The sequence below is a fragment of the Methylovorus sp. SPW-M1 genome (assembly GCF_053848825.1).
This window is the reverse complement of the sequence record NZ_CM132626.1, coordinates 2,224,991-2,240,977: the sequence shown is the minus strand read 5'-3', so window position 1 is coordinate 2,240,977 and position 15,987 is coordinate 2,224,991. Positions and strand designations below refer to the sequence as shown.

General features: G+C 54.7%; 10 protein-coding genes and 1 tRNA gene. 9 read left to right on the top strand and 2 right to left on the bottom strand.

Features of this window, described 5'->3' with window-relative positions; genetic code table 11:
* The first annotated feature begins 4 nt into the window (after positions 1–4).
* From pheT to ACWWD9_RS10510, 5 genes are all read left to right on the top strand, one after another.
* Positions 5–2,359 carry a phenylalanine--tRNA ligase subunit beta gene (gene pheT, locus ACWWD9_RS10530; protein ID WP_455866991.1) on the top strand — a complete coding sequence of 785 codons (2,355 nt, stop codon included), beginning with the start codon at positions 5–7 and terminating at the stop codon, positions 2,357–2,359.
* Positions 2,360–2,436: 77 nt separating this feature from the next.
* Positions 2,437–2,739 carry an integration host factor subunit alpha gene (locus ACWWD9_RS10525; RefSeq protein ID WP_013441555.1) on the top strand — a complete coding sequence of 101 codons (303 nt, stop codon included), beginning with the start codon at positions 2,437–2,439 and terminating at the stop codon, positions 2,737–2,739.
* A complete protein-coding gene (locus ACWWD9_RS10520) occupies positions 2,720–3,130 on the top strand; it encodes a MerR family transcriptional regulator (RefSeq protein WP_015829559.1) in 411 nt (136 codons plus the stop codon). The genes ACWWD9_RS10525 and ACWWD9_RS10520 overlap by 20 nt, the downstream gene beginning before the upstream one ends.
* Before the next feature lie 69 nt (positions 3,131–3,199).
* Positions 3,200–3,276 (top strand) — tRNA-Pro (locus ACWWD9_RS10515).
* A gap of 251 nt (positions 3,277–3,527) precedes the next feature.
* Positions 3,528–5,813, top strand: coding sequence for a TonB-dependent receptor (locus tag ACWWD9_RS10510; RefSeq protein ID WP_455866990.1), 2,286 nt, complete (start codon positions 3,528–3,530; stop codon positions 5,811–5,813).
* A gap of 59 nt (positions 5,814–5,872) precedes the next feature.
* Here ACWWD9_RS10510 and ACWWD9_RS10505 read toward each other — a convergent pair whose 3' ends face one another.
* Positions 5,873–7,042, bottom strand: a complete 1,170-nt coding sequence (locus tag ACWWD9_RS10505; protein ID WP_455866989.1) for a PepSY-associated TM helix domain-containing protein — start codon at positions 7,040–7,042, stop codon at positions 5,873–5,875.
* 170 nt (positions 7,043–7,212) lie between these two features.
* Here ACWWD9_RS10505 and ACWWD9_RS10500 point away from each other — a divergent pair, with 170 nt between their 5' ends.
* Positions 7,213–9,318, top strand: coding sequence for a TonB-dependent siderophore receptor (locus tag ACWWD9_RS10500; protein ID WP_455866988.1), 2,106 nt, complete (start codon positions 7,213–7,215; stop codon positions 9,316–9,318).
* 135 nt (positions 9,319–9,453) lie between these two features.
* Entirely contained in the window at positions 9,454–10,962 is a 1,509-nt protein-coding gene (locus ACWWD9_RS10495; protein WP_455866987.1) for a helicase-related protein, read from the top strand.
* Between the two features lie 110 nt (positions 10,963–11,072).
* Here the strand turns inward: ACWWD9_RS10495 and ACWWD9_RS10490 are convergent, their stop codons facing one another.
* A complete protein-coding gene (locus ACWWD9_RS10490) occupies positions 11,073–13,523 on the bottom strand; it encodes a GspE/PulE family protein (RefSeq protein ID WP_455866986.1) in 2,451 nt (816 codons plus the stop codon).
* A 315-nt stretch (positions 13,524–13,838) separates the two neighbouring features.
* On the opposite strand from ACWWD9_RS10490, the gene ACWWD9_RS10485 reads away from it, so the two are divergent.
* Both ACWWD9_RS10485 and ACWWD9_RS10480 read left to right on the top strand, forming a co-directional pair.
* Entirely contained in the window at positions 13,839–15,191 is a 1,353-nt protein-coding gene (locus tag ACWWD9_RS10485) for an ATP-binding protein (protein ID WP_455866985.1), read from the top strand.
* Positions 15,184–15,828 (top strand): response regulator, encoded by a 645-nt coding sequence (locus tag ACWWD9_RS10480; protein ID WP_013441563.1) that lies wholly within the window; start codon positions 15,184–15,186, stop codon positions 15,826–15,828. The genes ACWWD9_RS10485 and ACWWD9_RS10480 overlap by 8 nt, the downstream gene beginning before the upstream one ends.
* The last annotated feature ends 159 nt before the right edge of the window (positions 15,829–15,987 follow it).

Genomic DNA, 15,987 nt, shown 5'->3' with positions numbered 1-15,987 from the left:
GATCATGCAATTCTCAGAAATTTGGTTACGCCAGTACGTCAATCCTGCCATTAGCAGTGAGCAGCTCGGTCATGCCTTGACCATGGCTGGCCTTGAGGTGGAAGCGATGGATGCTGTGGCACCAGCGTTCAGTCACGTCGTGGTGGCAGAAGTGCTGACGGCAGAAAAGCATCCGGATGCGGATCGCCTGCAAGTATTAACAGTGGATGTCGGCTTGGATAAGCCCCTGCAGATCGTCTGTGGCGCCAGCAATGCGCGCGTGGGCCTGAAGGCGCCATGCGCCATGGTTGGTGCGGCCTTGCCTGGATTTAACATCAAGCAGGCCAAAGTCCGCGGTGTCGAGTCGTTTGGCATGATGTGTTCCGCCAAGGAGCTGGGGCTCGCCGAAGAGAGCAGTGGCTTGCTGGAGCTGCCTGCAGAGGCGGTAACCGGTACGGATATTCGTGATTACCTGCAACTCGATGATCAGCTGTTTACATTGAAGTTGACGCCTAACCGTAGCGACTGCCTGAGTATCGTTGGTATTGCCCGCGACGTGGCCGCGATCACTGGTGCCGCCTTGCAGGTACCGGCGACGGCCAGCATCAGCCCGGTTGCCAGCACCGACGTCAAGATCTCCGTGCGTGAGCCTGAGGCATGCCCGTATTACAGTGGGCGCAGCATCCGTGGCGTGAATGCCGCCGTGGCGACACCCGACTGGATGCAGCGACGTCTGGAGCGTAGTGGTATTCGCAGCATCAGTGCAATCGTCGATATTACCAATTATGTATTGCTGGAACTGGGGCAGCCTCTGCATGCCTTTGACGCTGGGAAGCTGCAGGGCGATATCGAGGTGCGATATGCCAATTCTGGCGAGGCGCTGAGCTTGCTGAATCAGCAGCAAGCGAACTTGCAACAGGATATGCTGGTGATCGCCGATGCCCAGGGGCCGCTGGCCTTGGCCGGCATTATGGGTGGTCTGGATTCGGCTGTCTCACTGGAAACGCGCGATATTTTCCTGGAGAGCGCCTACTTTGCGCCCGGGGTGATCGCTGGCAAAGCACGCCGCCTGGGCTTGTCGACGGACTCGTCGTATCGCTTTGAACGTGGCGTGGATTTTGGCAGCACCCGTCAGGCATTGGAACGTGCAACCGCGCTTATTCTTGAGATTTGCGGTGGTGAGCCTGGTGATGTTGTCGAAGTCAAATCTGCCTTGCCCACGCGCAAGCCGGTGACATTGCGCTATGAGCGACTGCTTTCGGTGCTGGGTATCCCGCTGGAGCGTAGCGAAGTATCGGTCATATTTGCCCGCCTTGGTTTCGAGGCACGTGAGTCGGATGGTCGTTACGAGATTACGCCTCCCAGTTATCGCTTTGATATCGAAATTGAGGAAGACCTTATCGAGGAAGTGGCTCGCCTGCATGGCTATGAGCATATCCCCGCGATTGCGCCGCAAGCCACATTGGCCATGTTGCCTGCCTCAGGTAGCGAACTGAATCGTGCCTGGGTGCGCGATGCCCTGGTGGCTGGTGGCTATCAGGAAATCGTCAGCTACAGTTTTGTGGATGCCAGCTGGGAACGTGACTTGCTGGGGAATAATGACGCGATAGTGCTGAAAAACCCCATCGCCAGCAACATGAGCGTGATGCGTAGCGGCTTGTGGGGCGGTCTGTTGCAGACGCTGGTTTATAATCTCAACCGCAAGCAGCCCCGCGCCAAACTGTTTGAAATTGGCTCCGCCTATCATAAAGCCGACTCCGGCTATGCTGAAACCATGCGGGTTTCCGGGTTGGCTTACGGTGCTGCCTACCCTGAACAATGGGCTGAAGATGAGCGTGATGTCGACTTCTATGATGTGAAAGCCCAGGTGGATGCGCTGACGCACGGACGCGCTGTGTATCAGGCCGCCACGCATCCTGCGCTGCATCCAGGTCAATCTGCCCATATCTTGCTAGATGGCAAGGTCATTGGCTGGCTGGGCAAGTTACACCCCAAGTGGCAACAACATTATCAATTGCCACGCAGCACGGTGGTGTTTGAATGTGATCTTGCCCCTTTGCTTACCGTTCAGTTGCCTAGATATCAAGAGGTGGCTAAGTTCCCGCCTGTGCGACGCGATATTGCCGTGGTGGTGGATGAGGCAACCCCTGTTCAAGCGCTGTTGGATACCATGAATGATGCGAAAAATGTCTTGATTTCAGACATCGCATTGTTCGATATTTACCGCGGAAAAGGTGTTCCAGAAAACAAAAAAAGCCTTGCATTTCTTGTGCTTATGCAAGATACTCAAAAAACTTTGACGGATGCTGAGGCAGATGCCGTCATGAGTAATTTGCTAGCATTGCTCAAGACCGAACATGGTGCGGAATTAAGAAATTAGAACGCCAATGGGGCGCCAATTTTTAGAAAATGCGTCGCGATGGTGCGAAAGTTAAGAAAAGTAGTTGGGAGATTTGCATGACATTAACCAAAGCCGATCTGGCTGATTTGCTCTTTGAACAGGTTGGGCTGAACAAACGTGAGGCCAAAGATATGGTCGAAGCGTTTTTTGAAGAAATACGTACGGCTTTGGAATCAGGAGACAGTGTAAAACTGTCGGGTTTCGGCAATTTCGAATTACGTCAAAAATCAGAGCGGCCAGGCCGCAACCCCAAAACAGGCGAAGAAATCCCGATCACGGCACGCCGTGTTGTGACTTTTCATGCCAGCCAGAAGCTCAAGCTAAAGGTAGAGGAGGCTTATGCCGGAGACCGCGCCTAAGGTTGTGTTGCCGCCGATTCCTGCCAAGCGTTACTTCACCATTGGTGAGGTCAGCGAGCTATGTGGCGTTAAGCCCCATGTCTTGCGCTATTGGGAGCAGGAATTCACGCAGCTCAAACCCGTCAAGCGTCGTGGTAATCGCCGGTATTACCAGCACCATGAAGTTCTGCTGATTCGCCGTATCCGTGAATTGCTCTATGAGCAAGGCTTCACTATCAGCGGCGCCCGCAACAGGCTTGATGATGCGGCACAAGCAGTAGAAGCTCCACCTGAAACTGTGGTGGAAAAGCAGGTTGAGCACCCCTCAGCTGCCTCCACCTATCCGCAACTGGATGTTGGTTTGTTGCGCAGCGAGTTGCGTGAAGTGCTTGATCTACTGCGCGCCCACTAAAAACCAATTTCCTGTTTGTTCCCTCCAGTTCATTCCGCTATAATACAGGCCTTGTTGCTTTAGCGACATCGGGGCGTAGCGCAGCCTGGTAGCGTACTTGCATGGGGTGCAAGTGGTCGCAAGTTCGAATCTTGCCGTCCCGACCAGTATCCGAAAGGGGTTAGGTAACTAACCCCTTTTTTCATGCCCCTTTTTCATGTTCGCGCGATCAGCGCGATATCTCGTTTATTCCTGTTTCCGGACTATCACGTTTTTTCAAGGCGTTGGAATTCTCACGTTTTGTTATTGCTCGGCTCGTTCAGGGGTTCCGAACAGGATTCTTCAGCATCGACATTGTTAATGAGAATTGTTATTATTTGTAAATGCTTCTTAATAACAATGATATGCAAGGAAAATAATGTCTCGCTTCTCTTTACTGACCAGTACGGTCGATCTCATACAAGTTTCTGGCAAGGCAGCGGGTGCTTTATTACTGTTGGCATTTTCTACGAGCGGGTCTGCAGATGAGGTGACAGAGCAGCAACTGGCGGATAAAAAGAAAGCACAGCAGAGTGCAGCGGCAACGCCAGTTGCGACAACGCTCGATACTGTCCATGTTGTTGATAAATCGGCAGACACGGTTTTGCCTGGCGAGTTGATGCCTGCGTATGTGGGTGGTCAAGTCGCGCGAGGAGGCCGGGTGGGATTGCTGGGCAATAAGTCAGTGCTGGATACGCCATACAGTGTGATTAGCTATACCCGTGAGCTGATTCAGAACCAGCAGGCGACGACCTTAGCGGATATTGTCGAAAACGACTCATCCATTCGCAATAACAACCCCAGGTTTGGTCGCTTTGATCAGTTCTCCATCCGTGGTTTTTCTCTATCGAATGGGGAGGTGGCGCTGAACGGTTTGTTCGGGCTGGTTCCCAATTACACAGTACCACTGGAGGGGGTTGAGCGAGTTGAAGTGCTCAAGGGGCCTAACAGCTTGTTGAATGGCATGGCACCTACGGGTGGCGTTGGCGGTGCGATCAATGTGATTGCCAAGCGGGCGACAGATGTACCGATTACCCAGTTTACCGCTAACTATGCCTCAAGCTCGGTTCTTGGCGGGCATGTGGATATTGGTCGACGCTTCGGTAGCGATAACCAGTTTGGCATTCGTCTGAACTCGGTATATCAGGATGGCAGGACGGCATTTTCGAATGATCAGAGAATAGAGCGTTCACTCATGACATTGGGGCTGGATTTTCGAGGTGAAAATTTACGCCTGTCTACGGATGTTTGGCATTACGAGAATCGAGGCACGGCGCCAATGGAACGGGTAACCTTGAACAGCCGCGGTGGTGTTCTGGCCGCCGTGCCTGATGCCGATAAGGTCACACGCAACTTTGCCCAGCGCTGGTCTTATGCCAATACCATAGACACGACCGTTGCCGTGCGTGGCGAGTATGATTTTTCACCTGCAATCACAGCCTACGCCGCGGTGGGGGCTCGTCGCGGTCGATATGATTTTCTGCGGGTGCCGGTGGCGGTCGATTCTGCGGGTAATTTTGTTACCACGACCGGTAACACTACGGTCAATACGAGTACCGTGAATCGTTTTCTAAGGCATGAGGATACGGTGTCTGGAGAGGCGGGCGTGCGCACCATGTTTGATACTGGTGTGGTTCACCACACGGTGAATCTTAATACCAGTTTGTATCGTATCCAGTTTGGTAATCTGGAAAATGAAATAGGCACGGTAGCATCCAACATTTACAACCCGGTGAATGGGGTGGAGCCAGCCGTGATTGGCATGTCCAATACACCTCCACGAACAGCGGAGACCGACTTGAGCAGTATTGCCCTGAGCGATACTTTATCCATGCTGGATGATCGTCTGCAAATCACCATAGGCGTCCGCAAGCAGTCGGTGCTTAATAAAACCTATCTGGTAACAGGGCCCGTGCGTGCCAAGTATGACGAAGACGCACTAACGCCGACGTTCGCTTTTACGGTAAAGCCGCTCGACCATCTCGCCCTTTATGGAAATTACATTGAGTCGCTGACCCAGACCGCTATGGCCCCTACAAATGCTGCCAATGCGGGAGATATTTTTCCTCCAGCCAAAACAAAGCAGGTTGAAGTGGGGGCGAAGCTGGATCTTGGTAACTTCACTTCTACCTTGGCATTATTCCGGATTGAACGTCCAAGTACATTTCGCGACCCCGCTACCCTTGTTTTTGGCTTGAATGGCGAGCAACACAACACGGGCCTGGAGTGGTCTCTGTATGGGGAGCCCGTGAGTGGCGTGCGTGTATTGGGTGGGGTGACACTGCTGGATGGCAAATTGAAAAAGACACTGGGTGGCGCGAACGATGGCAATACTGCGCCAGGCGTAGCCAAAGTGAATGCCAATCTCGGCATGGAGTGGGATGTGACTGCCATACCTGGTTTTACCTGGACGGCACGTACCATCTATACCAGTGATCAATATGTAGATGCTGCCAATACGCGCGAGATTCCGGATTGGGCGCGGCTGGATCTTGGTGCCTGCTATCGGTTTGTTTCGGCGGGTAAAAACGTAACCCTGCGCGCCACCGTAGATAACGTGCTCGACAAGCATTACTGGGCTACCGTCAGCACTAGCGATAGCGTGAATGGCCTGACGTATGGCACACCGCGCATGGCATTTTTCTCTGCCACGGTGGACTTTTAATCGAAGCGATATCTGGGAGTTAATGGCCAATGGCTGACTCCAAGCCATTGGCCATCAGACTATTTTTGGCCCTGGAGTTTTTTGAGCCAGATAAAGACACCGGTCCAGGCCAGCAATACGGTCAGCAAGCCTGTGACTAAAATGAGTATGCGCCCGGGCAATCCAAATATCTGCCCGGTATGTAGCGGATATTGCAGAATACTCAAGCGATCTCCCGTTTTGCCTTGTGAGTAGCCGTATTGGGCTTTCAGTTCGCCTGTGTTTGCATCAAAAAACACTTGCTCACGCTTGAAGGTCAGCCAGGCATTGGGTTGACGTTCATCAAAGGTCAACCGGTAGACATTCTGCTTGGCCAAGTATGAAATATTGGCAACCCGGTAATCATCCGCACTGGCGGGCCGCAAGGCTAATCCACGCTGATAAGCGGCATCCCAATCCAGTGAAATCTCCCCATCTTTCACTTTGGGCAAGGTATCACCAGGAAGAGAGCTGAATGGCATTATCATGCCCATCACCGGTCTGAACACTTCTCGGTTGAGATTGAGATAAAAACTACTGAACGCGACGACAGCCAGCACGGGCCATAGCCACAAGCCACTGGCACGATGCAGGTCGAAATTTACGCGAGTGGCATTTGCCTGATACTTTATTTTCCAGGCGGGCGCCCATTTTTTCATGAACTGCACGGGCGATGGCAGTAGACCATGTCGTGGCAAAGCCAAATAAAATCCAACAAAACAATCCAGTAGCCAAAGTATGGCGACGCCACCCAATAGCCATTTTCCAATTTTTCCTGGTAGATGAAGTGTGTCATGCAATTTGAACAGGAATGGCATCAAGCCCTGACGACTGATATCCACCTTGCCCCATTCGCGGGCGCCCAGAATTTCATTGGTATAAGGGTTAACAAATACCTGCATGGGAAGAGGGGCGTCGTCGCCAGTCTGTTTACTATCCATACGCACAATCAATGCGCGATCGGCGCTGTGCTGAAACTCAATGCGTGCTATCTGATGGTCGGGATAGGCCTGACTGACCTTGCGTGCAAGTTGTGCCAGCGGCACTGGTGAGGCTGCCGTGGGCGTCACCAGCATCCAGTCCGGATTCAGCCATTCATCAAGCTCGTGATAAAACGCCAGCGATGCTCCGGTTAGTCCCGCAACCGTTAAAAACAACACTAGGATTAACCCTGCATAACGATGCAGGCGGACAAACAATTTTCTGGACATGAGGGCGAGAGCCTGTTCTTTGGTGTCGCGATTGGAAATAGCAAGGATGCCTGCCGTAGACCTGGATGAATGAGGCGGACGGGTAGCGTGTATTATCGTAAAGTGTAAATGATATCAATTATCATTTGAGATGTATAATGCGGGACGAAAATATACACGCAGGAGCTGTTATGAAATTAAAGTGGGGCGTTGTTTGCGCCTTGATGATGCCGTATTGGTCTGTCCATGCTGAAGTGGCGGAGGATGCCACTGAGTTGCCGGAAGTCGCTGTCAGCGCCCGTCAGGAGGAGTCGGCCACCGGGCCAGTGAAAGGCTACAAAGCCAGCCGTTCGCAAACGGCCACCAAAACCAATGCCGCGTTATCAGAAACCCCCCAGTCCGTGACGGTGATTGGCAGTGAGCAGATCCGCGATCAGGGCGCACAGTCGCTGGCAGAGGCTTTGCGGTTTACCGCTGGGGTCGATGCCGGGCAGCGCGGACGGCGTGGGCTGGATGATATTTCCATCCGCGGTTTTGTGCAGAGTGCTTATGTGCTGCGTGATGGCATGCGCATGGATAACGACATGTGGATACAGAACGAGCCGTTTGCCTTTGAACGTATCGAGGTGCTGAAGGGGCCGGCATCTGTGTTATATGGCCAGATTTCTCCGGGTGGGCTGGTTAATCTGGTGACGAAACGGCCAACTGACAAGCCTATTGCCGAAATTGGCATAGGTCTGGGCAATTACAATCAGAAGCAGCTGACCGCCGACTTTTCGGATGCGTTGAATGAGGACGGCACAGTGCGTTATCGCCTGGTCGGCATTTCATCCGCCAGCGATGACCAGGTGGATTTTGTCGATCGCCAGCGTACCTATATTGCGCCGTCCTTAACCTGGGATATCAGCGACAAGACCAGCCTGACCTTGCTGGCAAGCTATCAGAAGAGTGACTTTGTGCCGATTCGTGGCCTGCCTGCGCGCGGTACCGTGCTTGCCAATCCCAATGGCCCAATTTCATACAGCCGGTTTGTCGGCGTGCCGGGTGTGGATAAATACAGCACTGAGCAGACGCAAGTCGGCTATCTGTTTGAACACGCGTTTTCCCCATCCATCAAATTCAAGCAGAGCATGCGCGTGAATGACTATGACCTGGAAGGGGCCTTTACCAGCCCCACATCGCTGTCGACCAACGGGCTCAACTATGCTCGCCGGATTGAGTATCGCGATGTGCATGGCCAGATGCTGACCATGGACAATCAGCTCAACATGCAGTTTGACACGGCGGCCTTGCGCCATGATGTGCTGCTGGGGTTTGATTACCTGCATTTTGACAGCAAGCGCACGGACAAGCGCGCCAGCGTCACCGTGCTTAATCTCTATAACCCGAATTACAGCCCGACTATAGGTGTTGCCGTTACAACGCCAGCGACCACCGGCACGGACAAGCTCGAACAAAAAGGGTTATATCTGCAGGATCACATCAAGTTTGGCGATGGCTGGAATCTGGTGCTGGGCTTGCGGCGCGATGAATCTGATCTATTGGAAAAACGCCTGAGCGGCAGCAGAACTCGCACCAATCCGGGGGCAACCACCGGGCGTGCCGGCTTGCTGTATGCCTTTGACAATGGCTGGTCACCTTATATCAGCTATAGCGAATCTTTCGTACCCGTTACCGGCAGCGGGGCAGACGGTTCCGCCTTCAAGCCGGAAACCGGCCAGCAGCGTGAAATCGGCCTCAAGTATGAAACACCGAACAAGGCATTTGGCACCACCGTGGCGCTGTATGACCTGACGCGCCAGAACGTGACGACGACGGATCCCAATAACACCGCATTCAACATCCAGACCGGCGAACAGCAGCATCGTGGTGTGGAAATCGAGGCTACCGGGCAACTGACCTCGCGGCTCAATGTGGTGGGCAGCTACAGTTATATTGATGCCGAAATCACCAAGAGCACGACGGGCACGCTGCACAAACGTCCGATTCTGGTGGCGAAAAACATGGCCAATCTCTGGGCCAATTACGACATGGGGCACTGGCTGCAAGGCCTGGGTGTTGGCATAGGCGCACGTTATATCGGCAAGCAGGCGGGGGATGACCTCAATACCTTCTACACGCCACATTACACCGTGTACGATGCCGCCTTGTTCTACCGCACGGGACCATGGCGCTTTGCCCTGAATGCGCGCAATCTGGCTGACAAGGAGTACATTGCCTCCTGCTCCAGCGTGAGCGCCTGTTACACGGGTGATCCACGCATGATCATGTTGAATGCCACCTACGCCTTCAAATAACACTTACGCCTTCAAATAACACCGCCATTTAGCTGAAAAACCGCGGAGCCTGGCCATTCGGTCAGGCTCCGTTTCCATATGGGGCGGCATCTGCTACATTGAGGGCAGTGTTTACTACCTCATCGAGATACCTCCTTGTCGGCCTCTGCCTTGCACGATTACCCCGCATCGTTTCCTGTAGCACGCGGCATGCGGCGCCATTTCCATTTTTATCTTGGCCCTACCAATTCCGGCAAAACCTATGAAGCATTGCAAGTGCTGCAGCAAGCGGCATCAGGCGTCTATCTGGCGCCTTTGCGTCTGTTGGCAATGGAGGTGCGTGACCGGCTGATGGAAGCGGGTGTGCCCTGTAATCTGGTTACCGGGGAAGAGCGACACTGGGTGCCGGGTGCCCGGCACACGGCCTGCACGGTTGAGATGATGCGGCCGGATCAGGTGGTGGATGTGGCTGTTATCGACGAAATCCAGATGCTGCAGGATGAGGCGCGTGGCTATGCCTGGACCGCCGCACTGGTTGGCGTCCCCGCGCAGCAAGTGTTTGTCTGCGGTTCGGATGCCGTGACGCCCATCTGCCTGGCCTTGCTGGAATCGCTGAATGAGCCGTGGCAACTGACGCGGCTTGAGCGCAAAACGCCATTGATACTGGAAGAGCACGCCATTTGCGGCCAACGCTACAACCGGGCGCGGCTGAAAGGCAAGCTGCAAAAGGGCGATGCCGTGATCGCCTTTACCCGCAAGGATGTGCTGACCCTGAGTGCGCGCATACGGCAATGGGGCTTGTCGGTGGCCTCTATTTACGGGGCCTTGTCGCCCGAAGTGCGGCGTACCGAGTCGCGACGCTTTGCCAGTGGCGAGGCTGATGTGCTGGTGGCGACCGATGCGATTGGCATGGGGCTGAATCTGCCGATCCGGCGCGTGGTGTTTACCACCGTACATAAATTTGATGGCGTGGCGAGCCGCCTGATCGGCCCGACCGAAACCCGGCAGATTGCGGGGCGTGCCGGACGTTATGGCATCTATCCCACAGGCTTTGTCGCCGCGGTGGAGGCCGATGAACTACTGCATCTGCAACACATGCTGACGACATCGGATAGTGCGGAGTTGCAGCAATTGCCGGTGGCTGCCAATTGGCCGGATATCGCGCGGCTTTCGCAACGGGTGCACACCGCGCGCATAGGGGAATTGCTGGAGCGCTTTTCCCGGCAAGCGCTGGAGAGTGATCTGTTTCACCTCACCAGTGCCGAGGGGCAGATTGCGCTGGGGCATCTTATCGACCAGCAGGCGCCTCATATGCCATTGGCCGACAAGTTCCGGTTTTCATGCGCCCCGGTGTCTTTCGACAAGCGGCACGAGATGGATTATTTCATTCAATGCCTGAAAGCCCATGCTGACCACAAGCGCAGGCGCCTGCCAGAGGATGTGGCCTGGCTCGACAGCAGCGGGCCGCAATACCTGGAGCAGGCGGAACAGTTCAGTCAGGACATCAGCCTTTATGCCTGGCTGGCATTCAAGTATCCGCAGACCTTTCCTGATGGCGAGCTGGTACCCATGCTGCGGCAGCGCGTGAGCCGCTATATTGAGCGCGCGCTGCTGACGCAGGCGGGCTATGGGGATATCACGCGCGAGCTCTATGTGTATGGCTGAGACGCGCATGCCTCTGCCGCAGTGAGCGGGAAATGACTGGCACCTGCCGCGCTACTTAACACGCGGAACGGGGCTAGCGCCCCAGCCCCAACGGCCTTACCCAATAAAGGCTAGACGCACACGGCGCGCACCTGCGCGATATCGGTTTTGCCCTGGAGTACCTTGTTGATGCCATCCTGCTTCAGCGTCAGCATGCCGCTATTGAGGGCTTCTTCCAGCAGTTCACTCACGGGTGCGCGTTTCTGAATCATGCGCTTGATTTCCGGCGTCACGATCATCAACTCATACAGGCCAAGACGCCCACGGTAGCCGGTGTTGTTGCACTCTTTGCAACCTTTGGCGCGATAAAGGGTGAATTTGCCCTCACGCGCAAATTCCTCCTGAAAGCGCGCCAGTTCTTTCGTCGCGCCATGGCTGGTGCCAAGGACAAATTCGGCCGCCAGCTCTTCCAGCTCGGCATGGCTGGGTTCATAGGCTTCCTTGCATTTGTCGCACAAGGTCTTGGCAAGACGCTGGGCCATGATCGCCAGCAACGCATCGGCAAAGTTGAAGGGGTCCATGCCCAAGTCGAGCATACGCACAATACTTTCCGGCGCGCTATTGGTGTGCAGCGTGGAGAGCACCAGGTGGCCGGTCAATGAGGCTTCAATGCCGATCTTGGTGGTTTCCTGATCACGCATTTCACCCACCATGATCACATCCGGGTCGGCCCGCAGAAAACTGCGCATGGCGGCGGCGAAGGTCCAGCCTATCTTGGCATTTACCTGCACCTGGCGCAGGCCCTGCTGGGTAATTTCCACCGGGTCTTCGGCTGTCCATATCTTGCGTTCCGGGGTGTTGATGTACCCCATCAGCGAGTGCAGCGATGTGGTTTTGCCTGAGCCGGTCGGGCCACAGACCAGAATCAGCCCATAGGGCCGCTGCATCAGCTTTTTCAGGTTTTCCAGTTTGTCCTGCGCCAGACCGAGTTTATCCACTGGTACAGGTTTGGCCGCCGCCAGCACCCGCATCACTACATCTTCCAGGCCATTGGCGGTGGGGATGGTCGCCACGCGCAGCTCGACATTGGCCGGGCCGAATTGCTTGAAATCCAGCTTGCCATCCTGTGGCTTGCGCCGTTCGGAAATATCCAGCTGCGACATGATCTTGATCCGCGAGATCAAGGCATTGCGGAAATTGGACGGGATTTCCAGATACTGCACCAGCGTGCCATCCTTGCGGAAACGCACCTGCGTATTGCGGCGATCCGGATAGGTTTCAATATGGATATCCGATACGCCATCCTGATAAGCATCCAGAATCATTTTATTGACCAGCTGCACCAGCGTGTTATCAGACTCTGCCACGGGCTCTTCGGCAGACTCAAACTGCATGCTGTTCTCTTCGCTGAACAGCTTGGTGGCCAGGTCATCAATCTGCATGCCGGCGACATTGCTGGATTTCAGGTCGAAATCCAGCATGTCATCCTTGCTTTTGTTGAATTCAAACGCACCGCTGCGACCATAAAAGCTGTCAATCGCCGTGACGATATCTTCACGCGAGGCCATGGCAGGCAGGGTTTTCATCTGGGTGAGAAAGCGTACCTCATCAATCGCCTTCACATTCATCGGATCTTCAAACGCCACCACCAATGCGCCTTCATACATGCACAGCGGTATCAGCAGATGCTTGCGGGCCACGGGTGCGCCAATCAGGCGTATGGCATTCGGGTCAAAGTTGAATTTACTGAGACTGACATACGGAATCCCCAGTTTTTTCGCCAGCGTGCCTTTGAGGGTCTGCTCATCGACGATGCCCATGTCGACCAGAATGCGACCCAACGGAATACCGCGGTTTTCCTTCTGCTTATTCAAGGCATGCTGCAGTTGATCCTCGGTAATCAGCTCCAGCTGTCTCAGTGCCTCGCCCAGCTTGAGAATCGGGCGACTTTCCTGATGGCGAATCGCCTTTTGCAGCTCTTCGCTGGTGACAATCTGATTTTCAAACAGGTAATCGCCTATGCGCTGGTTGCGCAATTCATCCTGGCGTTTCAGCGCTTCTTCCACCGCGTCTTTGGTCGCCAGCTTTTCCTGTATCAGGATTTCGCCTATCTTCTGGCCAATCTTGTAACTCTTGATGGACGCGCGTGGGAAGTAACCGCGGATGATCTTGCTGTCAGCCGTGGTCGGGTAAATGTACAAGCCATGGTTCGTGGTGACATAGCTGTAGGTATAACCCACCACCATTTCGCCATCGGTATATTCGATGGCATAGGTTTGTTTTTCGGAAGGGGGAAACAGCTCCTCGGCCCTGTCCTCAAGAAAGGCCTGATCCCGCACCAGTTCCATGGGTTGCAGCAGCTGTATGCTTTTGATTTTATCGACCGCCAGCGTTTCTTGCGGTTTATCCTTGGCGGTACGATAGATCAGGGTATTGGCATCGGGCATGAACTCGATGAGCTGTCCCAGCAGCTTCTTGCCATCAAACAGGTAGATCAGGCAGATTTCGTTAGCAGGGCTCTCGCCATTGGCAGCAAAGCTGAAATAAGGTGGCTTGGGCCACTCGATCACTGATTCTTTCATACTCCCCCTAGTGATACGTACGTATATATTCCGCTTATTAAAGCACGGCCCATGCCATCACATAAGGGGGCTTTTATTTTTATTTTAAATGGGTAACGCTGGCATGCCACAGGCCTGAGAGGCGGGGCGACAATATCATCCGGTAGATGAGGGGCCGTCTGGCTTACCCCTCTGGTCGGCGCATGATGTTCTGCAGTCAAGGCAGGGTAGTGCCTTCCTTGCCATCCCGCATGTTCAGGTGAATTCGGGAAAATTTCCCGAATGATGAAAGGAGCTAAGACTATAGAATAGCCGTTTTCACGAAGACGGAGCGCCATGAGCCTCAAGTTACGCTTAAATCTGATGATCACGGCCCTGCTGGTGCTGATCATGGCGCTTGGCACCATGCTGATGGTGGCAAATGCACGGCAGGATGTGCGTGCCGAGGTGGAGTCGACCGCCAAACTGGCCCTGTATCTGCTGGATGCAGAAGCCTTGTATTACTCCCAGCTTTCCAATCCCCAGCAGCTGCGTTCATTCCGGCTTAAAAGCCTGAGCAATCTGCGTCACTTGCGCATTGAATTCTATGATCACAACGGCACGCTGGTGGACAGCAACAGCCTGCCTGCCGATGCGGTAAACGAGGCCCCACCTCCACGCTGGTTTGTCAGTGCCATGGGCATGGTATCGAGCGAGTGGATACAGTCGCGCCGCATGATCAAGGTCAATGGCCGGGTGATTGGTGTGCTGGTCGTCACGCCTGACCCTTCTTACGAGATTGCCGAAGTGTGGGGCGATACCCAGGATCTGCTGGTGCTGTCGGCGCTGTTTTTCCTGCTGGTGAATCTGATGGTGTACTGGGCGGTGGGCCATGCCTTGCGCCCGGTGGATACGGTACTGGCCGCGCTTAACGAACTGGAGCGTGGCAATCTCAAGGCACGCCTGCCGGATTTCAAGCTGAAAGAGCTGGCGCGCATCAGCCACAAATTCAATCTGATGGCGCACAAGCTGGAAACCAGCGTGGAGCGTAACCATCGTTTGTCGCAACAGCTGATACGTGCGCAGGAAGATGAGCGCAAGCATCTTGCACGCGATCTGCATGACGAAATCGGCCAGAGCCTGACGGCGATCAACGCCGATGCCACGGCCATCGTGAATTCCGACTCAAGCAATCCGCGCATCAAGGAGAGTGCGGCGGCGATTGTGCAGGTGGCACGCCATGTGGTGACCATTGTGCGCGACATGCTGGAGCACCTGCGGCCAGATACCCTGGATAAGCTCGGCCTGCACATTGCCCTCACGGATCTGGTGAGCAACTGGCGCCAGCGGCATCCACAGGCGACCATCACCATCAATATTGAGGAAGACCTGGAAGATCTGGGCGAGTTTATCCCGATCACCATCTACCGCCTGTTGCAGGAAGCGCTGACCAATATCAGCCGTCATGCCAGGGCGGGGTCGGTCAGCCTGGCGGTGCAACGCATGGGCAACCACCTGCATCTGGTGATACGCGATAACGGCTGTGGGTTTGAAATGGAAAAAGCGCCTTCCGGCTTTGGCTTGGCTGGCATGCGCGAGCGGGTGGAAGGGTTGGGCGGCAAGCTTGATGTGCAGAGCGCGCCAGGGGAGGGGACGACCATCATGGTCAGTATCCCGGTGATAAATCAACAGGAGTTGTCAGGTGAGTGAAGAAATTATCCGGGTCTTGCTGGTCGATGACCACACAGTGGTGCGCTCTGGCTTGTGCCGCTTGCTGGAGCAACACTCCGGCATCAAGGTGGTGGCCGAGGCTGAGAGCGGTGAGCAGGCTTACCAGGTGTTTGGCGAATACCTGCCCGATGTGACGGTGATGGATCTTTCCATGCCGGGCATGGGCGGGCTGGAAGCCATGCGCCGGATATTGGCGCGGTATCGTACAGCGCGCGTGCTGATTTTCTCCATGCATGAAAATGCCGCGTTTGCCATGCAGACCCTGAAGAGCGGTGCACGCGGCTATGTAGCCAAAACCGGCTCGTTTGATGAGCTGGTAAAAGCCGTGGTGGAAGTGGCGCGAGGCAAGAGCTATATCAGCACCAGCATTGCCCAGAAGATCGCCCTGCAAACCGTCATCGGCGATGGTGACCTTATCAGCCAGCTGTCGCCGCGTGAATTCGAGGTGTTCCGCTTGTTTGCCGAGGGCAAGAATGCCGAGGAAATTGCCGAGGTATTGAAGATCAGCCAGAAAACGGTGGCGAATTACCACACGCTGGTGAAGCAGAAGCTGGGCTTGTCCAACCCGGTGGAGATGGTGCGTTTTGCCATCAAGCATGGCTTGATCGATAGCTGAGGCCAGTTCATGGCTGGTCTGGCGAACCATATAAGCCAGAGCAAAAAAAAGACCGGCAAGGGTATGCCGGTCCATCAACTATGGTGTTGTCAGTGGAGAGAGACAACTGACTCCAGTGTAAAAGCAGAGCCCCGCTTGCCGTGAGAGACGGCTTCATGA